At 34.6% G+C, this 19,672-nt stretch carries 21 protein-coding genes; 12 read left to right on the forward strand and 9 right to left on the reverse strand.

Going from position 1 to position 19,672, the window contains the following annotated elements; all coding sequences use genetic code 11:
- The first annotated feature begins 11 nt into the window (after window positions 1-11).
- The 6 genes from MHH73_RS07480 (at window position 12) to MHH73_RS07505 (ending at window position 7,639) form a co-directional block, all read left to right on the forward strand.
- On the forward strand, window positions 12-1,097 hold the full coding sequence (locus tag MHH73_RS07480) for a histidine kinase (protein WP_191814704.1): 1,086 nt from the start codon (window positions 12-14) through the stop codon (window positions 1,095-1,097).
- A 2-nt stretch (window positions 1,098-1,099) separates the two neighbouring features.
- On the forward strand, window positions 1,100-1,711 hold the full coding sequence (locus tag MHH73_RS07485) for a response regulator transcription factor (RefSeq protein WP_191814706.1): 612 nt from the start codon (window positions 1,100-1,102) through the stop codon (window positions 1,709-1,711).
- 295 nt (window positions 1,712-2,006) lie between these two features.
- The gene (locus MHH73_RS07490) at window positions 2,007-3,230 is read left to right on the forward strand and encodes a metallophosphoesterase family protein (RefSeq protein WP_191814708.1); all 1,224 of its coding nucleotides are present in this window, start codon (window positions 2,007-2,009) and stop codon (window positions 3,228-3,230) included.
- A complete protein-coding gene (locus tag MHH73_RS07495) occupies window positions 3,227-6,223 on the forward strand; it encodes an ATP-binding protein (protein WP_191814710.1) in 2,997 nt (998 codons plus the stop codon). The genes MHH73_RS07490 and MHH73_RS07495 overlap by 4 nt, the downstream gene beginning before the upstream one ends.
- A gap of 71 nt (window positions 6,224-6,294) precedes the next feature.
- Window positions 6,295-7,239 (forward strand): 3'-5' exoribonuclease YhaM, encoded by a 945-nt coding sequence (yhaM, locus tag MHH73_RS07500; RefSeq protein WP_191814712.1) that lies wholly within the window; start codon window positions 6,295-6,297, stop codon window positions 7,237-7,239.
- A gap of 214 nt (window positions 7,240-7,453) precedes the next feature.
- The gene (locus MHH73_RS07505) at window positions 7,454-7,639 is read left to right on the forward strand and encodes a sporulation YhaL family protein (protein ID WP_191814713.1); all 186 of its coding nucleotides are present in this window, start codon (window positions 7,454-7,456) and stop codon (window positions 7,637-7,639) included.
- A 104-nt stretch (window positions 7,640-7,743) separates the two neighbouring features.
- Here MHH73_RS07505 and MHH73_RS07510 read toward each other — a convergent pair whose 3' ends face one another.
- On the reverse strand, window positions 7,744-8,631 hold the full coding sequence (locus tag MHH73_RS07510) for a peptidylprolyl isomerase (protein ID WP_191814716.1): 888 nt from the start codon (window positions 8,629-8,631) through the stop codon (window positions 7,744-7,746).
- A gap of 281 nt (window positions 8,632-8,912) precedes the next feature.
- On the opposite strand from MHH73_RS07510, the gene MHH73_RS07515 reads away from it, so the two are divergent.
- Window positions 8,913-9,002, forward strand: coding sequence for a YjcZ family sporulation protein (locus MHH73_RS07515; RefSeq protein ID WP_095369913.1), 90 nt, complete (start codon window positions 8,913-8,915; stop codon window positions 9,000-9,002).
- A gap of 63 nt (window positions 9,003-9,065) precedes the next feature.
- Complete coding sequence (locus tag MHH73_RS07520) at window positions 9,066-9,167, forward strand: YjcZ family sporulation protein (protein ID WP_191814718.1); 102 nt, start codon at window positions 9,066-9,068, stop codon at window positions 9,165-9,167.
- 68 nt (window positions 9,168-9,235) lie between these two features.
- Here MHH73_RS07520 and MHH73_RS07525 read toward each other — a convergent pair whose 3' ends face one another.
- The 7 genes from MHH73_RS07525 to MHH73_RS07555 all read right to left on the reverse strand — a co-directional run bounded on the left by MHH73_RS07525 (window position 9,236) and on the right by MHH73_RS07555 (window position 14,101).
- Window positions 9,236-9,415, reverse strand: coding sequence for a hypothetical protein (locus MHH73_RS07525; protein ID WP_095369911.1), 180 nt, complete (start codon window positions 9,413-9,415; stop codon window positions 9,236-9,238).
- A 94-nt stretch (window positions 9,416-9,509) separates the two neighbouring features.
- Complete coding sequence (locus MHH73_RS07530) at window positions 9,510-10,061, reverse strand: metalloprotease family protein (RefSeq protein WP_191814720.1); 552 nt, start codon at window positions 10,059-10,061, stop codon at window positions 9,510-9,512.
- Window positions 10,062-10,304: 243 nt separating this feature from the next.
- On the reverse strand, window positions 10,305-10,880 hold the full coding sequence (locus MHH73_RS07535) for an HTH-type transcriptional regulator Hpr (RefSeq protein ID WP_191814722.1): 576 nt from the start codon (window positions 10,878-10,880) through the stop codon (window positions 10,305-10,307).
- Between the two features lie 253 nt (window positions 10,881-11,133).
- Window positions 11,134-11,508 (reverse strand): YtxH domain-containing protein, encoded by a 375-nt coding sequence (locus MHH73_RS07540; RefSeq protein ID WP_191814724.1) that lies wholly within the window; start codon window positions 11,506-11,508, stop codon window positions 11,134-11,136.
- A 145-nt stretch (window positions 11,509-11,653) separates the two neighbouring features.
- Complete coding sequence (locus MHH73_RS07545; RefSeq protein WP_191814726.1) at window positions 11,654-12,181, reverse strand: tryptophan transporter; 528 nt, start codon at window positions 12,179-12,181, stop codon at window positions 11,654-11,656.
- A 127-nt stretch (window positions 12,182-12,308) separates the two neighbouring features.
- A complete protein-coding gene (serC, locus tag MHH73_RS07550) occupies window positions 12,309-13,385 on the reverse strand; it encodes a 3-phosphoserine/phosphohydroxythreonine transaminase (protein WP_191814728.1) in 1,077 nt (358 codons plus the stop codon).
- 293 nt (window positions 13,386-13,678) lie between these two features.
- Window positions 13,679-14,101: an HIT family protein gene (locus MHH73_RS07555; protein WP_191814730.1), complete on the reverse strand. Its 423-nt coding sequence runs from the start codon at window positions 14,099-14,101 to the stop codon at window positions 13,679-13,681.
- 568 nt (window positions 14,102-14,669) lie between these two features.
- On the opposite strand from MHH73_RS07555, the gene MHH73_RS07560 reads away from it, so the two are divergent.
- From MHH73_RS07560 to MHH73_RS07575, 4 genes are all read left to right on the forward strand, one after another.
- Window positions 14,670-15,410, forward strand: a complete 741-nt coding sequence (locus MHH73_RS07560) for an ABC transporter ATP-binding protein (RefSeq protein ID WP_191814732.1) — start codon at window positions 14,670-14,672, stop codon at window positions 15,408-15,410.
- Complete coding sequence (locus MHH73_RS07565; protein ID WP_191814734.1) at window positions 15,403-16,620, forward strand: ABC transporter permease; 1,218 nt, start codon at window positions 15,403-15,405, stop codon at window positions 16,618-16,620. Before MHH73_RS07560 ends, MHH73_RS07565 begins: the two co-directional genes overlap by 8 nt.
- Before the next feature lie 37 nt (window positions 16,621-16,657).
- Window positions 16,658-17,374, forward strand: coding sequence for an EcsC family protein (locus MHH73_RS07570; protein ID WP_191814736.1), 717 nt, complete (start codon window positions 16,658-16,660; stop codon window positions 17,372-17,374).
- A 185-nt stretch (window positions 17,375-17,559) separates the two neighbouring features.
- Entirely contained in the window at window positions 17,560-18,960 is a 1,401-nt protein-coding gene (locus tag MHH73_RS07575) for a hypothetical protein (RefSeq protein ID WP_341065924.1), read from the forward strand.
- Between the two features lie 114 nt (window positions 18,961-19,074).
- Here MHH73_RS07575 and MHH73_RS07580 read toward each other — a convergent pair whose 3' ends face one another.
- Window positions 19,075-19,575 (reverse strand): antibiotic biosynthesis monooxygenase family protein, encoded by a 501-nt coding sequence (locus tag MHH73_RS07580; RefSeq protein WP_191814740.1) that lies wholly within the window; start codon window positions 19,573-19,575, stop codon window positions 19,075-19,077.
- Between the last annotated feature and the right edge of the window lie 97 nt (window positions 19,576-19,672).

The raw sequence follows: 19,672 nt of genomic DNA on the forward strand, positions 1-19,672 counted from the left end.
GAGATGTGCATATGAGAGTGTACGAGCGATATTTTAGATTTGTGATATTTTGGCGAATAGCACAATTACTTATCTTAGCACATCTTTGGCTCCTAAGTACTACTGACTTTGAGGGAATTGTTTTTATCCTGCTTTTGCTAATAGTTATGAGCATACGTATAAGGTTTTCCATAACTAAATGGAGTTTTCTTATTGAATTAATCCTCTGTATAGCTTTTATTCCGTACTTTCCGTTTGCCTTATACGGTTTAGCCATTGCTATTTTCGAAGCAGCAATAGTGGGGAAATGGTGGTTGTTTTTCCCAATAACGATTTTAATGATTGTTTCTCATCCCCTTGATCTCACTTTGATTTGGTATAGTTTTCTCACAGTAATAGTGGGAAACTTCACTTATCATTCAATGAAAGAACGTAAGCAACTAGAAAAGACATTAGACATGGAAAGAAAGGAAAAGTATGAGCTTGAACGGATCAAAATGGAGCTTTTAGACGCTTATTTTGAGGTGGAAAAGGCAGCGGAACTGAAGGAAAGAAATCGGATTTCAAGAGAACTCCATGACCACCTAGGACATGATTTAACAGGTGCACTTCTAGCTATTCAAGCATATGAACAAGTAGATAATGAAAAACAAGCACACGGCCTCCTGGAACAGGTGAAAATCAGGCTTTCGAGGAGTACTACGAGATTAAGAAATACAGTGCATAATCTTACACCTGTTACTTATATAGGTGTAGAGAGGTTGCAAAGAATCGTAGCAGATGCAGAGCCATTGTTTGTAGAATTTAAATATAATGGAAATGTTGATAATGTATCGTCGCAATCTTGGATGATGTTGGAAGCCTGTCTTAAGGAAGCTATTACAAATGTAAGTAAATATAGTAATGCGACGAAAACGGAAGTTGAACTTGATGTTACTGAAACACTTGTAAGGTTAAAAATTCATGATAACGGCACCGTTACAAAAAAATCAGTGAATGGCAGTGGAATAAGAAGTTTACAATTAAGGGCAAGAACGTTAAAAGGAAGCTTAACAATTGATCGTCAAAATGGGTATTTGCTTGTATGTGTCTTACCTTTACAGAGAAGGAGGGAGTAGCTATGGATATATTAATTGTGGATGATGATTGCTTAATCTGTCAGAGCTTACAATTACTTCTCGATAAAGAGGAAGATATTACAGTTGTTGGTGTGGTTGAAAATGGACGTGAAGCGATTTCTTTTTGTGAGAAAATTCAACCAGACCTTATTCTAATGGATATTCAAATGCCAGTATTGAATGGAATTGAAAGTACAAAGATGATAAAAAGAAACTGGCCACATATTAAAATAATGATGCTGACAACCTTTCAAGATAAAATGAATATTCGACTGGCTTTAAAAGCAGGTGCTGAGGGCTACATCATAAAATCTAGTGCGATCAAAGATATGGCCAAACAAATCCGTGCAATCGAATCCAATTCGATGGTCCTTACTCCGGAAGTGCTTGATAAACTTGTACATCAAAATCAGTCGGCTGAGTTCTTGGAGTTAACCGAACGGGAAAAAGACGTGATGGAACTTGTGGTGGAAGGGTTATCAAATAAAGAAATAGCGAAGCAGCTTTATTTAAGTGAAGGGACCGTGCGTAATGTTCTTTCGATTGTCCTTGATAAATTGGAGCTGCGCGATCGTACACAACTCGCCATTTACTATTGGCAACGGCAAAAATAAGTTGTTTAAAGCAATTAGAGGAAGTATCTAAACATAAACCAGGAGATTGAACTGCACCCCAATTGTTAGACACAATTTAACAACTGGAGGTGCAGTTTTTCTTATGTAATTAAGAGCCGAATATTTTTATTTAAGCATTAAGTTACTATATAGCAATTTATAAATGAGTAAACAAGAGATTGCGCTCATTCGTCTGTTCCTTGTGCGTATTTTGAATTTTACCCATCGATTGGTAAGAACGTGCATTCGTATTTGTTTTGCGTTAAAATAAAAGAAAAATGTAAGAGGGATCAAAATGGAGCCTATCAAATTTATTCATGCTGCAGATTTACATTTAGACAGCCCAATGGTTGGATTAAAAGATTTACCTGACTTCATATTTGAGCGGTTAAAGGAAAGTACATTCCGTTCATTTATGAAGCTTATTGATGTTGCAATAAGTGAGAAAGTTGATTTTGTGATTATAGCGGGAGATTTATACGATGCAAGTGATCGGAGTATAAAGGCACAAAACATCTTGCGAGAACAAATGTTACGGTTACATAAGGCTGGAATTCGTGCATTTATCGTACATGGTAACCATGATCATCTAGGTGGAGAGTGGATTAAATTAACGATGCCAGAGAATGTATTTATGTTTGGCGAAACACCAGAAGTAACTAGATTTCAAAAAAAGGATACGATTATTCATCTTTATGGCTTTAGTTATCCAGAACGACATGTCCATGAAAGAATCGTTCGGCTTTATCAAAAAGAAGAAGCAGCTGGTTATCATATTGGCATTTTACATGGGAACTTGGAGGGGTTAACAGAACATGGCAACTATGCACCGTTTACCATTTCTGACTTAATAGAAAAACAATTTGATTATTGGGCCCTTGGTCACATACATAAAAGAGCAGAAATCAATACAGTACCACCAATTATTTACCCAGGGAATATACAAGGACGACATAAAAAGGAAACAGGTATAAAAGGTTGTTATTTAATCGAATTACAGGAGCATATTTGCGAAAAGCAATTTATTGAGACAAATGACGTGATTTGGGAGGAAGTGATCCTTGATTGTCGTCCATTCAATTCTTTCGAGGTTTTATTATCAAATTGTACCAAATTGTTAGAATCAAAAAGAAGAGAAGGCAAAGCCATTATACTTAAATTAGAATTACAACACTTAACTATGAGTGAAATGGAAGAAAAGGCCATTCGGTCAGGTGAATTAATAGAATTTCTCCAAGAAACGGAACGAATGCACCAATCCTTCGTTTGGGTAAATGAGTTAAAAGTGAAAAAGGAGTTAGTGTGGGATGAGGAAAGTTTACGAAATCAGTCACCTTTTTATAAAGAAATGTTCGATCTTGCAAATGAAGAAATAGTACTGAAAGCATTATCCCCATTGTATAGACATAAGCAAGCAAGTCGATGGATCGATGAATTATCAGCAACAGATCAGAATGAAATTGTTGCAGATGCAAAACAATTGTTACTTGAACTATTAGTGGAGGGGGTGAATGAATGAAGCTTAAAGGGATGGAGATCTATGGGTACGGAAAATGGGAAAATATCAAAATTGAAAAGTTAAACGATTTTCATTGTTTTTACGGGCAAAACGAAGCGGGTAAATCAACACTAATGTCTTTTATTCATAGTATGTTATTTGGTTTTCCTTCTAAAAAAGGAAATGAAAGAAATTATAAACCTAAGAATAGTAGTCAATATGGTGGCAAACTGATTGTCACTTTACCAGATGGTCAAGAAGCCACGATTGAGAGAGTAAAGGAAAGAACGCCTGATGAAGTGAATGTCGTGCTCAGTTCTGGAAGAAGCGGAGGTTACGCTTTATTAGAGGAATTGCTTCAAGGAATGGATCAATCATTATACCGAGCGATCTTTTCTTTTGATCTGTTTGATATTCAAAATGTGCAATCTTTTAGTAAAGAAGATTTAGGGCATTTTTTATTTTCTTCTGCAGTAGTTGGTACAGATGGCATCTTAAAGGCGGAACAATATTTGCAAAAGCAACTAGATCTGCGCTTTAAGCCATCTGGAACAAAGCCGGTTTTAAACAACGGTTTAAAAGAACTAAAAAAAGCATATGAAGATCTAAAGAAAGCAGAAAAAACGAATAGCCTTTATAAAGAACGAACAGAGAAAAAAGAAGAATTAATTAGTAGCAACGAACAACTTGAAGAAGAAGTCGAACAGTTAGAAGAGTTGCTCAGTTCTTTAAAGAAGTGGTTAACAGTTGAGGAAGTATATATTCATTATTTAAGTTTACTAACTGAAGAAAGGCAATTAGACGTAGATGATTTTCCAATAGATGGGTTAAAGCGATTAGATACTCTTCAACAGAAAAAGGAAGTATTAGAAGACCAAAGAAATGAACTAATCACGAAAAGAAATAACCTTGAGAAAAAATTACTAAATGCAGACTTACAGAAGGAAATACTTGAAAATAGAGCGGAAATCGAAGCGGTTTGCGAACGGAATACTGTTAGAGAAAATCAAGTACAAACGAAGAAAGAATTGCAACTCGAAATAAAAGCTTTGGAAGAAGAATTGCAGCATATGTCAGATAAGCTACATATGCACATATCAGAAGAAGAGATTTTATCTTTTGATACGAGTATGTTTCAAAAAGAGCTTATCACAAATGTAACGAAGAAGAAGTCGAGGTTGACGGATAAAAAAGTGCAGTTGGATGAGGAGTCGGAGACTGTAAGAACTGAATTATCTAATTTAGAAAATAAAATAAATGAAAAAAGAAAGCAGTTACTATCAAAGGAAGAGAGAACAAACATTGTTAACAAAATCACTACATTTGAGCAAAAGGAAAGTCATCATCAGAGATTAAATGAAATCGATGTCAAAATACAATTGCTCACAGAGAAATTTAAACAAGCAATAGCTAAGGATAAGAAATCCAAAAAAATAGAATATATGAAGCTGAGTTCACTATTCTTATTATTCATTTTCATCGGTTTATGGGGGTTTTTAGAAGATTCATTCCTTACTCAAGCGTTAGCGATTGGGGGGATTTGTCTCACCTTTATTAGTTCATTTTTCAAACAGAAGGCAGGCTATTCCGATGGAATAAAAGAAGAATTAGATTATTTAAGTCAACAGAAGGTGGAATTAGAAAGGAAAGAGCCCATCGCTGCTAAAGAGCAGGTAGATAATTGGAAGCAGCAAATTGAAAGAAATAAGCAACAAGAAGCAGAAGTTGCCGAATACGCTCATCGATTAGATTATGTTAATAGTCAGTATGAAAAAATCATTGCCGCATATGAAGTGTGGGAAGATGAGATGAGGGAAGTAAATAGTAAGATAGATCGCATAGCAGAGCCATATAAATTAAATAAAGCAACTATGAAAAATCAATTACTTGATGCCTTTTTATTGATTGAAGAGATGAAGAGCACAATCAGAAAAAAGAAGGTAAAGAAAACGAAATTAGATACCTTGAGCCAATCTATTATTAATATAGAGGAGAAACTCACTCATTATTTCTCCTTATTAACTATAGAACCACGCTCATATGCTGATGGCGTGATTCAGCTAAAAGAGGTGATCGATAAAGAAAGAAACAAACTTGCAAACTTTGAAAAAAATAAGGAAATAAAAGAATCGATTCAATCAGATATAACAATTATAGAGGAGAAAATAGCAAATAGAGATAATGATATTCAATCGTTACTAAAAGAAGCAGATGTGCCTTCAATCGTTTCTTTTAAAGAAAAAGGGATGGCGGCTCAAAGAAAGCAAGCCATTAAAGAAGAGCTACGTACGGAAAAATTAAAATTAAATATGACAAACTTATCTAAAGAGAAGTTAAATAAATATGTTGAATCAAGACCGACAGAAGAACAAATAAAAGAATACCAAATAAGCATTGATACGAAGAAAGAAAAAATAACTAAGCAACAAGAAATATTACATCATCTTTCTTATGAAATTAAACAATTAGAAGAAGGCGGGATTTATGCTGACTTATTGCACAAATACAAACAATTAAAAGCCGAGTGGAATGAGCTTGCTAAGGAATGGGCTGTGTATGCAACCGCAAAAAGCTTGTTATCTGAAACGGTGAACACCTTTAAAGAAGAAGAATTCCCAAAAATATTAAAAAAAGCTGAGGGGTATTTTTCTGATTTAACCTTAGGGCAATATAAGCGGATTCTTTATGATAGTGACAAAAACCAATTATTATTAGAGCATAAGGAAGGGATGTTTTTTGAGCCGAGATCATTAAGTCAATCAACCGCTGAGCAACTTTATATTAGTTTACGATTGAGCTTGGCAGAAATTGTGTTCTCTCGTTATCAGCTCCCTTTTATCATTGATGATGGATTTGTGAACTTTGATCATAAAAGGGTGGAAGAAGTGATGCGAGTATTAAGAGGTAAAGAACAGCAGGTTATTTTCTTTACTTGCCATAAAGGGATGTTGCAAAGCTTTAACCGGGATGAAGTAATTGATTTAAGTGAACTACAAACAGCAACAAGTTTTTAAAAATGAAGGCGGTAAGTGAGATATGGTATACTTTTACTTAAAGGTAAGACGTAGAGGAGGCAGGTATAACGATGACCAAAGGGATCGCGTATTATGATATTGGGGAACAGGTTGAATTGTTCTTATTAATAAAAAATGCTACAAAAGGGATGGCAAGTAACGGCAAACCTTTTTTAACTATTATTTTTCAAGATAAAAGCGGGGATATCGAAGCAAAACTTTGGGATGTTTCCGAACAGGATGAAAATAATTATGTGCCAGAAACGATTGTCAAAGTGGCGGGAGATATCTTAAATTATCGTGGACGACAGCAGCTGCGGATAAGACAAATTCGTCCTTCAAACGACAATGATACGGTAAAGTTAGCGGACTTTTTAGAGACAGCTCCTATTGACGCTGAAGAAATGATGGGGAAAGTCACACAATACATTTTTGAAATGAAAAACCCTAATATCCAAAGAATCACTAGACATTTATTAAAGAAATATCAAGCTGAGTTTCTGGAATATCCTGCAGCCACTAAAAATCATCATGAATTTGTCTCAGGATTAGCTTATCATGTTGTTTCAATGTTAGACCTTGCTAAAGCGATTGCAAATCTTTACCCTAGTTTGGATAAGGATTTATTATATGCGGGCATCATTCTCCATGATTTAGGTAAAGTAACAGAGCTATCTGGTCCTATATCCACAACTTATACAGTAAAGGGAAACTTACTCGGTCATATTTCCATCATGGTTAGTGAGATTGAAACAGCGGCTGAGGAGCTATCAATTCAAGGAGAAGAGGTCGTTATTTTACAGCATATTGTTCTGTCTCACCATGGTAAGGCAGAATGGGGAAGTCCGAAACCGCCTTTAATTAAAGAAGCGGAAATCATTCATTATATTGATAATTTAGATGCGAAAATGAATATGCTTGACCGGTCATTAGCTAGAGTCAAACCAGGTGAATACACTGAAAGAGTCTTTGCGTTAGATAATCGGGCATTTTATAAGCCGACCTTTCATGAATAAATGAGAAATAGCAAGTATGTGAAGTGTAAGAATGTCACATAACTTGCTTTTTTTTGTAGTTTAAATATTCGGTTGTATATGTATTAATCAAGCCAATGGAAATGAGAGTAAGGTGAGCAAAATTGTATGTTTGTTTAGTCTAGTTTTTTTAATTTTTTTGCATATTTTAGGACAAGCAGACATATTTTCTACTAAGAGAGTAAGGAGGAGTCCAATGGTACCTATATGGCTATACTTTGTGATTGCCGGTATTTTCATTAGCGCATTTATGGCGATTAAGACAGGTAGGGATGAAAGAAAGGCAGAAAATGTTCAAATTGAGCAAGAAGGTGAAGTTTATATGCAAAGGCTAGAATCCGCAAGGGATGAAAAACGAGAACAATATGAAAGACAAGGCTAACAAAGATCGAACTATAAATATAAAAAGAATAAACATATGCATGTTCTAATGGATTTTAAGACCAAAGAAAAGACCTGGTATGTCAAATAACCAGGTCTTTTGTGTTATTTTTCATCTTTTGCTTCGGAATCATCTGTTTCTGCTTCAGGTGCTTTGAATAACTCTTTAAAATCACTATCTTTTACTTCCACACCTGAATTCTCTAATTCCCTTTGCATTGCGTCTTGAATAATCGTACTATCGACTTTCGCTACTTTAACTTGGTATTCAATTTCTTCTTTCATATCTTCATATGATTCTTTTTCTTTTTTGTCAGTTACTTGAATGATATGGAAACCATGTTGTGATTCAACAGGGTCACTAATTTCATCTACTTTTAATGCATAGGCAGCTTCTTCAAATTCTGCAACCATCTGTCCAGCTCCAAACCAACCTAAATCGCCACCATTGGCAGCAGATGCTGTATCAGTTGAATATTCTTCTGCCACTTTAGAAAAGTCTTCGCCATCATCTAATTTCTTTTTCGCTTCTTCAGCTGTTTCTTTATCCGCTACAAGAATATGACGCGCTTGAATTTCTGGCTTATAATTCTCATAATATTCCTTCATTTCTTCTTCGGTAGCTTCAACATCTTTAATTGCCGCTTTTTCTTGCATTAGACCTGTTCTTAGCATTTCTTTTAGGTCTTCTTCACTTTCCATACCGTATTGGGCAAGTGCTAATTGGAAGTTAGAGCCTAATTGTTCTTTCATTGTATCTACTTGTTCATTAAGTTCGTCCTCGGAAACCTCATAATTTTCAGAAAGGACTTTCTCATAAACGAGTTCTTGCAGAACTTGTTCACCATATTGCTCTTTCAAGGCTTGATAAAAGTCTTCTTGTGTAATATTTCCGTTTCCTGTTTCGACTACTACTTCAGAATCTCCTGAACTACAAGCGCTTAAAACTAATACACCTGTGGCAACAGAAAGGGATAAAATCCATTTTTTCATGTTGAACACTCCCACGTTTATTGTTGTATATACACAGTAAATACTATAACACAAATCATTTCCTTAACAAAAATATTTACTACAAAAATAGGTTTATTTAAGAAAATTTTGGGTATTAGACTAACCATTCTGGAGAGTACAACATAGGATATAAAGAAATTGAAAATGATATTTCGTCCAGAGAAGTTTTTAGAAAATATAAAAAGACGAGATACGCGCCTATTCGCACGACAGAGTGTTTGAATAGTATGTGGTAACAACCTAATAAGGGAGGTGTTATCATGGGTGGAGGATTTGGATACGGCGGAGGCTTCGCTTTAATTGTTGTTCTTTTCATTCTATTAGTCATCGTAGGTGCTGCTTGGTTATAAAAAATAGCGTTATAAGACAATAAAAAAAGACCTTATAACGTACGATAGAAGGGAGGAAGATCCATGTCACACGGCGGTGGAGGATTTGGATACGGTGGAGGTTTCGCTTTACTCGTTGTCCTTTTCATTTTATTAGTTATTATTGGAGCTTCTTGGGTTTACTAATTCATACCTCAAGCTTTTCCATACAGAGAAAAAAGCGGCGAAAATCGGCCGCTTTTTTTACATTTATTTTAAGTAAATGCAATTTCAACAAAGGAAGAAATAAGCAATATCGTAATTAAAACATTAATTGTTCGATATACTTTAGGTTGTTTCTCCTCTGGAATTTCCTTTTGTAAACATAAGGAAAAAGTAAGTCTGTTAATATTATATAGGATAAATACAGCAAAAATAATGAAAATGGAGATCATCGATGATTCCCTCCCCTTGTCAATCGTAGTCTATTGTTTTACAATATCAAAAATAATCATAAAAAGATAGTATAAAAGGTTGGAAGAATAGATTTTATCTAGTTTCCTCGATTTGTATTAATATATTGAGTCCATCTTCATTCTCTTCAATATATGAATATTTTGGTGTATTCATTACGATTTTTATATAGATTAGATCTCTGCATGATAATCCGATATGCAAAGATAAAAGAATAATGAAAAACGCTCCATATTGTTGAAATGATAACATGAATAAAAACAGTGTTATATTAATAAATAAAATTGGTGCGATCAAAGCAGTTAGATACATAGATTTAGGTACGGGTTCATTGACTTTTAATTGGATCATAGGTACCCATTTTCCTCGTAATTCCAATGATTTCTTTATATTTTTATTTACCGGCATTAATGGAATATAATGAATTAATTTATGGATAGGATACAACCCAATTAGAATGAGGGTAAAGATACTTAAACTTTCTGTATTAATTACTGTATCAGGAAACAAATAATTCATTGGTAAATAGGTGATAATAAAGACAGTAAATGCCAGTATAGCAGACATGAAGTCTAACCATAATTGTCCATACTGCTTGTTAACATTTATCTCCTTTACACAGCTCATAAACAAAATAATCCCTCGCAGTTCAGCGCTCATGTTTTAAATTCAAACACTACTTTACTCTCCTCTTTAAGAAAAATCAATACCATTTTTTCGATAAAAAAATGATTTGTGTATTTCAACATCAAAGGGAAGAGATGTAAGGGTTTTCATTATTATTACACAATGAACAATAAATAATTTCCTTTTATGCCAAAATAAAAAAGCGGAGAAGTTTGTTAATAATTCCGCTTTTATCTTACAAGATTAAACTAATTCTTTTGTGTATTCTTTTTTCTTTGATAGTTTACCATCTTTTTCCTCGAATTCGTTATCAATATTAGAAAATGACTTTTCGAATATTTCCATAAAATCATCTCCGTAAATGTTGCGGATAATGGCCATCACTTCAATGATTTCTGGGAATTTTCCATATAACTCTTTTAAAGGCATCGCTCCTGAATAAATAGAATTTTTATCTGGATGATATGTTTCCATTAATTCTAGAAAAACGCTTTCACCTTTATCAGTTAATTTAATGTAAGTGTTCCTTTTATCACTTTCTCTTTTTGAAAATTCAAGATACCCTCTTTCTTCAAGCTTTTTAGAAAAATTAAATGCGGTAGATACATGCATTACGCCAAACTTCGCAACATCAGATATGGATGCGCCATTTAAATGATAAGCAATCCATAAAATATGGTGTTCATTGATATTTAAGTCATATGGTTTAATCCATTGTTGCCAGTCTTTTTCAATAGATTTCCATAATGCTTTACTCAATTGAGCAACCCTTTGGCTGAAAAGCATGGCTTCCTTGATTGAGAAATTCGTTTCTGACATTTCGCTTCACCTACTTTTTTATTATTGTATATTTATTATGCCAATAAAGCAAAAATTAATAAAGATATAAATTTGCATAATTTTTAGATTTTGTTTCTTGTTTTTAGAGAGTAATACTTCTGTTAGCATTTGGCATAATCGTAAGCAAACCATTTTTATAACATAATATATTAGATTTCTTTTTTAAAATAAGAAATCCTTCTTTTTTTCTAAAATAAATAGAAAAAAGAAGGATTGTAAAATAGAAGGGGAATTACTCTTTGTTCATTGGTTTGGCATCTTTTAATGTTTGTTCTAATTCAGCAATAGATTTTTCAATATTTGCGATTTCTTGTTGTAAGTTTTGTTGATGAGGAAGAATTTCACTTTTCCATTGTTTAATGGAAGATGATACGTCTTCGGTTAAGGTGGAAAGAGCTATTTTTCCTTCTTCACCTACATGGACGATCTGATTCTTAATATCAGTCAATTGTTTACCTAATTCTTTTATTTGAATAGAAGCTGATTTTGATTGTACAGTAATATATTTTCGGGTATCTTTACCGGAAGCAGGTGCAGTAAAGAGTGTAGCTGCAGCAGCTGCTACCCCGCCAACGACAAAACCTAAAAAAAGTGATTTCGCTTTCAATCTAAACTCTCCTTTCCATAATAATGTCTACGTCTATCATACATGAATCCAGTAAAAAGAGCATCTTTTAATCCTTATATACCACGCTTTCAAGCTTTATTAAACATAAAAAAACCACCTGCAATTACAAGCAGGTGGGGAAGCTCTATAAATGAATCGTACGTTCATTTAATTTAGTACGTTTATTAATAGATTTTGTTATTGGGAATAGAATCGCCATTAAAATTGCATTTAATATTACGGCTGGTAAGACGCTTGCTGCAAATAGCGCGATAAACGCACCTGGTAGACCAACAATGATATAAGCAGATGTTAAAAATATAAATCCGGATACAAGTGTGCCAATCGCTGTTAAGACAATAGCGACAATTGATTTAGCGCTGATATTTTTTAACAGTGACAGCAGACCATAAAATATAAAGGCAGTGATCAGCTTATCAATAATATTAGGAATTTGTCCTCCTGGAAACCCTGTGGTTAAGGCTGAAAGAATACCACTTACAAGTCCAATAAGAGCAACGCTTTTGATGTCAGTAAATAATAAAATGCCTAAGAACATCATGACTAACATCATGTCAGGCTTTACACCCATAATAATTGGCGGAGTTATGGCATGTAGTACAACACCCATTCCTGCCAATAGGGCAAGGGCCACAATATTTTTACTCTTCATTTTCTCATCTCTCCTCAAGGCTCATCTCTTTTAAGCTATATTCTCCTACAATGCACTCATTGCTTGCAGCGAGAACTTTTGTATATTATAACATCACAAATATCATATGAACATATCTATTTTATGGTTAATATTTTTCTTTGAAGTTCTTCATAAATGATACTAAAGCTTCTACATGTTCTAATGGAACAGCATTATAAATAGAAGCTCTACAACCACCAACAGAGCGATGCCCATTTAATCCAACAAATCCTGCTTGACTCGCTTCTTCAAGGAATTTTGCAGAAAGATCTTCGCTTTTTAAGTTAAAAGTCACATTCATATGAGAACGGCTATTCTCATCGGCATGCCCTATATAAAAACCATTACTATTATCAATCATATTGTATAAAAGGGAAGACTTCTCTTCATTTCTCTTACGAATGGCTTCGATCCCACCATTTTCTTCTACCCATTCTAAAACTAGAGAGAGAAGGTAAATGGCTAGTGTTGGAGGTGTGTTGTATAAAGAGTTGTTTTTTGCATACGTGTCATAGCTTAACATCGTAGGTAGTGCAGGTTGACTTTGAATGAGTTCTTTACGAATAATAACTACTGTTACCCCAGAAGGTCCTAAATTTTTCTGCGCTCCTGCATAGATTAGATCGAATTGCTCTATTTGCAGTGGGCGGGACAAAATATCGCTTGACATATCTGCAATAAGCGGGACTTGTGTATTTGGAAATTGGTGCCACTGTGTGCCAAAGATCGTATTATTGCTCGTTAGATGGAGATAAGCAGCATCATCTGACAAATTGATTTCCTCTAGCTCAGGAATGCGATGATAGCCCGTTTCCTTCGTTGAAGCAGCAATATGGGTTGAACCCAACTTTTTGGCTTCTTTTAATGCTTTATCTGACCATGAACCAGTAAGGATATAGTTTGCGGTCTGATCTTGTTTTAATAAATTCATCGGAATCATAGAAAATTGTAAACTCGCTCCACCTTGTAGAAAAAGAACTTCATAATCATCTGGGATGGATAGGATGTTTCTTAATGAGGCAATAGCTTTGTTATGTACTTTTTCATAGTCTTTACTTCTATGGCTTAACTCCATTAAAGCCATACCTGTTCCATTAAAATCTAGCCAAGATTCTTTTGCTTTTTCTAGGACAGCAAATGGCAAAGTCGCTGGCCCTGCATTAAAGTTAAATGCTCGTTTCATGCTTTTCCCTCCATCATTCACAATGTTGTACTATATCGCTGTAGCGAAATAAAGATATCATTATGTTATCAAAAAAAACATATTTGTACAGGCTTAATTAAAAAGATTGCGAATTTTTTTAGAAATAGTTTAAGTCAGGATTCTTTCGCGAAGAGGAGGGTTACAAAGGAAAATGAGATTGAGAGGGGAAAAAGAAATATTTATTGGTGTAGAAACATCTATATGGAAGGTTAGCAGGAATACTTGTAAATGGGTTGTATCAGACACAGATTTTTCTGTGCCTGATACAACCTTTATGATAAATGACTGTGGATTTGCTGTGACATCTTTTGTAGGTCTTCAGGCGTATATTCTGAAGTATGTGTTTTCCAGACGACACCTAAACCATCACCTTGACCATATCTAGGAATAAGGTGCATATGATAATGAAAAACCGTTTGGCCAGCAATTTCACCATTGTTATTAATCGTGTTTAATCCATCAGGCTGGAACTCTTCTTTAAGCGCCCGGCTAATGGCTGGAACTGCTTCAAATACGTGGCGGGCTGTTTCTTCATCTAATTCAAAAATATTTTCTTTATGTACCTTTGGAATGATCAATGTATGTCCTTTTGTTACTTGACTGATATCTAGAAATGCAACGACATGCTCATTTTCATACACTTTCGCTGAGGGAATTTCCCCGGCTACAATTTTACAAAAGATGCAATCACTCATATCTTTTCATCTCCCTTATGTTCGAATTGACCATATTTTATCATAAATTAAGAAAAATCATAAATAAAAGAAGCAGGATTCAATAAGAATCCTGCCGAAATTGAAGGGGAATGCTTCTTGGGCTTCTACTCTTGGAAATACTCTTTAACAAACACCTCATTTGAAAGTTTTGTTAAAATGCATTGAAGAACTACCATCACAAATTACGTGTAATTGGTATCTTTAATAAACACCTCATTTAAAATGATGATTTAAACCACTTTCGGTAAAGCGATTTAAATGTTTAAAAAAAGCTCAATGCGTTTTCATTACATTTGTGCAATAAAAACATCTCCTTTAATAGTTGCATTTGAAGCTACAATCGATTTGAAAGATAATTGTCTGCCGTAGACACCTCATTCAATTTCATTCATTGAAATAATGAATGTTGATTTGTGTTCCCCTTCATAAATTATAATCCCCGTAAAACGAATAGATATGCATCACCTGAAAAAATAGTTGTTTTCTTTACAATATGGTTTTAATTTACTTACAATAAGAATAACTTTTTACAAGGAAGGTCGATCAAATGACGTTATTAAATATTCAAGAGGTAACAGGTGGTTATACGAGAAATCCCGTTTTAAAGGGTATTTCCTTTGATGTCAAACCAAATGAAATCGTGGGATTAATCGGCTTAAATGGTGCAGGTAAAAGCACAACAATAAAGCATGTTATTGGACTAATGGAGCCACAAAAAGGCGAGATAACGATTAATGGAAAATCATTCTTAAGTAACAAAGATGCTTATCGTAGACAATATACATTTATTCCAGAAACACCGATTTTGTATGATGAATTAACTTTAGATGAACATTTAGAAATGACGGCAATGGCTTATGGACTTGAACGTGAAATCTTAAAGGAAAGAAAAGCACAGTTACTAAAAGAATTTAGAATGGAAAAGCGCTTAAAGTGGTTTCCTGCTCATTTCTCTAAAGGAATGAAACAAAAAGTAATGATTATGTGTGCTTTCCTTGTACAACCTTCCTTATATATTGTAGATGAACCTTTTGTTGGGCTTGATCCACTCGGTATACAATCATTATTGGATTTAATGGAGAAAATGAAAAATAGCGGTGCAGGTATCCTTATGTCCACGCACATATTAGCAACGGCAGAAAGGTATTGTGATCGCTTTGTGATCATTCATGAAGGTGAAATTAGAGCGAAGGGCACATTAGAAGAGCTAAGGGTACAATTTAAAATGCCCGGTGCTACATTAGATGATTTATATATCCAGTTAACAAAGGAAGAAAATTATGAATGATATACAAAGTATTTGGAAGAACCGTTTAGCGAAAAGAGCGAAGGAACTAAGTCGCTACTTAAAATATATTTTTAATGGGCACATCGTTATTGTTATGGTATTTCTTATTGGTACAGTAGCCTATTCGTATCAAGAATGGCTAAAAACGCTCCCTTCGGATTTTCCAGTGGCTGAAATTATGGCCATTCTACTTGGTCTTATCGTTACATATAGCCCTATTTATACTTTTTTAGAAGAAGCAGATCGTGTGTTTTTACTTCCTTTAGAGAACAAACTAGGTATGTATTTCAAGAAAGCAATATTAACTAGCTTTTTATTATCGTCCTATTTAATTCTTATCGGCTTGGCAGTATTAATGCCGATGTATGCAAGTGTAAATCAAGGGGATTTCAGTTCGTTTTTACCGTTTTTAATTATTTTGTTGTTAGTAAAAGGTGTGAATATGCTTATTCGTTGGCGAGTCCAATATGAAATGGATCATACGACGCATCTTTTTGACTCATTTGTTAGATTCGTAATCAATGTTGCTTTGTTATTTTTCATATTCAGCTCAGCACATATTGGGTTCACGATTGCTACAATAGGTATTCTTTTACTCCTTTATTTGTATTTCTATCAGAAAACAAAAGGAAAAGGATTAAAATGGGAATTCCTCATTCAGTCTGAAGAGAGAAAAATGGCTAAGTTTTATCGAGTGGCAAATATGTTTACAGATGTACCGCATTTACGTGATCAAATTAAGCGGAGAAAATGGTTGGACTGGTTGTTACAATGGGTTTCCTATCAGCAGGAAAACACCTATCATTATTTATACTTAAGAACTTTTCTCCGAACGGGAGATTATTTAGGTATCTTTTTCCGTTTAACAGCCATTGGCGGTGTGTTGTTATATTTTATTCATAATGGGATCGCGCAAGTTGTTATTGCCATGCTTTTTATCTATCTGACAGGATTTCAACTCATACCATTATGGAAGCAACACCAGAATAAGTTATGGATAGACCTTTACCCAGTTGATATAAAAATCCGCGAAAACTCTTTTAAATGGTTAATTGCTCGTATACTTATCATTCAAGCCATCATTTATGCGCTCATTCTTATGATAAAAGGGAGTTTCTTTGTAGGCTTTGCTGTCCTCGTTTTAAGTGGGTTAGTAGCTGTCGGTTATGCATATCTTTATATGATGAAAACATTGCGTTCTCAATCGTAGGGTGATAAAAGTAATTGATAATGGAGTGTGTGATATTATGGGGAGTTATGAGGATGTTGTATCAAGAGAAGTAAAAGATTGGCTCTATCAAATGCGGAAAAAGTCAAGATTATGGAAAAGAACATCCAAGCAGGCACAGGATAAATTCAATGGATTGATACCAGAAAAAGCTCATCACTTGATAACAGATGCTATAAAGCATATGGTAAAAGCCACATTATGGGGGAGTGAATATACATCAAAGAGACCTTCTCATATAGCGCTTACCTTACAGGAGCAGGATGAGAAGTTAACAGAGACGCTGATTAAATACCGAAATACCGCTTCTGTTGAAGGAGCAGGAACAGGTGCTGTTGGTTTTTTAGGTGGGTTAGCAGATTTTCCACTGCTTCTAAGTATAAAAATGAAGTTTCTATTTGATGCAGCAATGATCTATGGCTATGATACATCAGAATATGAAGAAAGATTATTTATACTTCACATTTTCCAATTAGCTTTTTCCAGCGATGATAAACGTAGAGAAACAATGGATATCGTAGAAGATTGGGAAAATAAAAAAGCAGAACTTTTAGATATGGACTGGCAGGTGTTTCAACAAGAATACAGGGACCATATTGACTTAATTAAGATGTTACAAATGATTCCTGGAATTGGTGCGGTAGTTGGTGCATATGCAAATTTTCATTTGTTGGAGCAATTAGGGACGGCAGCTAAAAATGCTTATCGGCTAAGAAGAATCCAACTAAATAACTGAAATTTTAATGCCACAGATGTTCATTCTGTGGCTTTTTTGTTATTAAACATATTTCCCGGGGAATTCCGACAAAAAAATTAGTCATGTCGAATGGTGATACACACAACTTTTACTCCCAAACATATTTTAAAGTAATCCATTAGGCCATATGCCTAATAAATGGATGAGGGGGGAGAGTGACGAACATGGGCATCGAATTAACAGCCATTCATTGGATTTATGTAGTGTTTATCTTATTAATTATTGGATTTATGGTTGCGAGAAGAGATACCACCTTTATTTGTATAGTTGGGATATTCTTAATTGCAATCACAGCAACGAATTCGATTAATTCTTCGATTAGTGGAATTTTTAACAGTTTTATTTTTGCTATTACGGAATTACTACCTACAATATTGGTCATCTCAATTATTGTAGGTATGAGTAAAACATTAACATCAACCGGCATTAATGATGTCATGATTTCACCATTTACTAAACTGATTAAAACACCAACATTAGCTTATTGGATAATTGGTATTTTAATGATGGGCATTTCATGGTTCTTTTGGCCATCCCCAGCAGTTGCTTTAATTGGTGCAGTGTTATTACCAGTCGCTCTAAGAGCAGGTCTACCAGCATTAGCGGTAGCGATGTCAATGAACTTATTTGGTCATGGGATAGCATTATCAGGAGATTTTGTTATTCAAGCTGCCCCCAAACTGACAGCAGATGCAGCCGGGTTACCAGTTAGTGATGTGATCTCGGCTAGTATTCCTCTTGTTATTGTTATGGGGGTTGTCACCACCTTAACAGCGTTTTTCTTTATAAAGAGGGATATGAATTCAGGTAAGCTAAATATGTCAACTGCTGTCACGGAAAGTACGGATTTACCTACTGATTTACCGCAAGCAAACTTACTTACCCCTATACAAAAAAGAGTTTTTGCTATTCTTATTCCCATTTTATTTGCCTTTGATGTGGTAGTTATGTTTTTATTTGACCTCCAAGGAGGAGATGCAACCGCTTTAATTGGGGGTACAGCCATACTCATTTTACTCACAATCACATTATTTTCTCATAAACATAAAGGTCTCGAAAAAATAACCACTTATTTAGTAGAAGGATTTCAATTCGGATTTAAAGTATTTGGACCAGTGATACCCATTGCTGCGTTCTTTTATTTGGGAGATGCTGGGTTTCAGGCCATCATTGGAGAGCAGCTTCCTGAACATTCACATGGAATCGTCAACGACTTAGGTGTTGCACTTGCATCTGTTGTACCATTAACTGCACAAGTTGGTGCGATTACATTAATGGTAGTAGGTGCAATAACTGGTTTGGATGGCTCAGGTTTTTCAGGAATATCTTTGGCTGGATCTATTGGCAGTTTGTTTGGTACAGCGATTGGTGGTGGAGCAGCAACATTAACGGCATTAGGTCAAATTGCAGGAATTTGGGTAGGTGGCGGAGCGTTAATTCCATGGGCGATGATTCCTGTTGCCGCTATATGTAAAGTGGATGTATTTGAGTTAGCGAGGCGTAATTTTCTTCCTGTCGTCATTGGTTTAATTGTAACGACAATTGTAGCGATGTTTTTAATATAGTGATAGAAAATGAATAGGCTGAGGCGAAGGAAAGTAGCCTCAGCTTCTTCTAGTAAGGTTTTTTTATTTTACGTTCATTGACCTTTTACCTATGTTTTTTCAATGAGAAAGCTTTTATTTATCTGTTGTTTGTATATAATAAAAACTGGTATAGGCAGGATCTGTCAGTAATTCTTTCTTACTACTTTGTTCTTTCTGTATTTTTTTTGCTATAGGACTGGCGCTTTCCCAATTTTTATATGAAGATTCGGAGTCCCAGGCTGTAATAATTACATAAGTATTCCCTTTCATTGGGGTTAAAACCCTAGCTGCTTGGAAACCATTTGTATTTGTAAAGCTTGAAGAGAATTGCTGATAGTTGAATTCGAAAATGGGCTTTCTTTCATCAGTTACGGGGATATATTGAATAGCGATAAATTTACTTCTGTGAAGGTCTCCGGTTGAATCATGGATCTGATATGATTTTGGTTGTTGAAATTTACTTTTTTTACTTTCTGTTTCATGTACTAACAGGGTATTCTGACTATTTTGCATAAGAACGATATTCTCTTTACTTAATTTTTCCATGAGTGGAAGTAGAAAATTTCTAGTGCCACTTGTCATGTGAAGATTCATTACTATTTCACCTCGTTTTTGATGATAAAAACGTCAAATTTTCGACATTTGGTGCGGGTACTGTACAATAAACACCGAAAAAAGTTATAGTTAATGT

It is taken from the genome of Cytobacillus sp. FSL K6-0265, from assembly GCF_038003465.1.
Lineage (GTDB): Bacteria > Bacillota > Bacilli > Bacillales > Cytobacillaceae > Cytobacillus > Cytobacillus stercorigallinarum.

What these genes read in the sequence shown, in the direction of transcription:
- MHH73_RS07480 (WP_191814704.1), top strand. Translation starts at nt 12, where the DNA reads ATGAGAGTGTACGAGCGATATTTTAGATTTGTGATATTTTGGCGAATA.
- MHH73_RS07485 (WP_191814706.1), top strand. Translation starts at nt 1,100, where the DNA reads ATGGATATATTAATTGTGGATGATGATTGCTTAATCTGTCAGAGCTTA.
- MHH73_RS07490 (WP_191814708.1), top strand. Translation starts at nt 2,007, where the DNA reads ATGGAGCCTATCAAATTTATTCATGCTGCAGATTTACATTTAGACAGC.
- MHH73_RS07495 (WP_191814710.1), top strand. Translation starts at nt 3,227, where the DNA reads ATGAAGCTTAAAGGGATGGAGATCTATGGGTACGGAAAATGGGAAAAT.
- yhaM (WP_191814712.1), top strand. Translation starts at nt 6,295, where the DNA reads ATGACCAAAGGGATCGCGTATTATGATATTGGGGAACAGGTTGAATTG.
- MHH73_RS07505 (WP_191814713.1), top strand. Translation starts at nt 7,454, where the DNA reads ATGGTACCTATATGGCTATACTTTGTGATTGCCGGTATTTTCATTAGC.
- MHH73_RS07510 (WP_191814716.1), bottom strand. Translation starts at nt 8,631, where the DNA reads ATGAAAAAATGGATTTTATCCCTTTCTGTTGCCACAGGTGTATTAGTT.
- MHH73_RS07515 (WP_095369913.1), top strand. Translation starts at nt 8,913, where the DNA reads ATGGGTGGAGGATTTGGATACGGCGGAGGCTTCGCTTTAATTGTTGTT.
- MHH73_RS07520 (WP_191814718.1), top strand. Translation starts at nt 9,066, where the DNA reads ATGTCACACGGCGGTGGAGGATTTGGATACGGTGGAGGTTTCGCTTTA.
- MHH73_RS07525 (WP_095369911.1), bottom strand. Translation starts at nt 9,415, where the DNA reads ATGATCTCCATTTTCATTATTTTTGCTGTATTTATCCTATATAATATT.
- MHH73_RS07530 (WP_191814720.1), bottom strand. Translation starts at nt 10,061, where the DNA reads ATGAGCTGTGTAAAGGAGATAAATGTTAACAAGCAGTATGGACAATTA.
- MHH73_RS07535 (WP_191814722.1), bottom strand. Translation starts at nt 10,880, where the DNA reads ATGTCAGAAACGAATTTCTCAATCAAGGAAGCCATGCTTTTCAGCCAA.
- MHH73_RS07545 (WP_191814726.1), bottom strand. Translation starts at nt 12,181, where the DNA reads ATGAAGAGTAAAAATATTGTGGCCCTTGCCCTATTGGCAGGAATGGGT.
- serC (WP_191814728.1), bottom strand. Translation starts at nt 13,385, where the DNA reads ATGAAACGAGCATTTAACTTTAATGCAGGGCCAGCGACTTTGCCATTT.
- MHH73_RS07555 (WP_191814730.1), bottom strand. Translation starts at nt 14,101, where the DNA reads ATGAGTGATTGCATCTTTTGTAAAATTGTAGCCGGGGAAATTCCCTCA.
- MHH73_RS07560 (WP_191814732.1), top strand. Translation starts at nt 14,670, where the DNA reads ATGACGTTATTAAATATTCAAGAGGTAACAGGTGGTTATACGAGAAAT.
- MHH73_RS07565 (WP_191814734.1), top strand. Translation starts at nt 15,403, where the DNA reads ATGAATGATATACAAAGTATTTGGAAGAACCGTTTAGCGAAAAGAGCG.
- MHH73_RS07570 (WP_191814736.1), top strand. Translation starts at nt 16,658, where the DNA reads ATGGGGAGTTATGAGGATGTTGTATCAAGAGAAGTAAAAGATTGGCTC.
- MHH73_RS07575 (WP_341065924.1), top strand. Translation starts at nt 17,560, where the DNA reads ATGGGCATCGAATTAACAGCCATTCATTGGATTTATGTAGTGTTTATC.
- MHH73_RS07580 (WP_191814740.1), bottom strand. Translation starts at nt 19,575, where the DNA reads ATGAATCTTCACATGACAAGTGGCACTAGAAATTTTCTACTTCCACTC.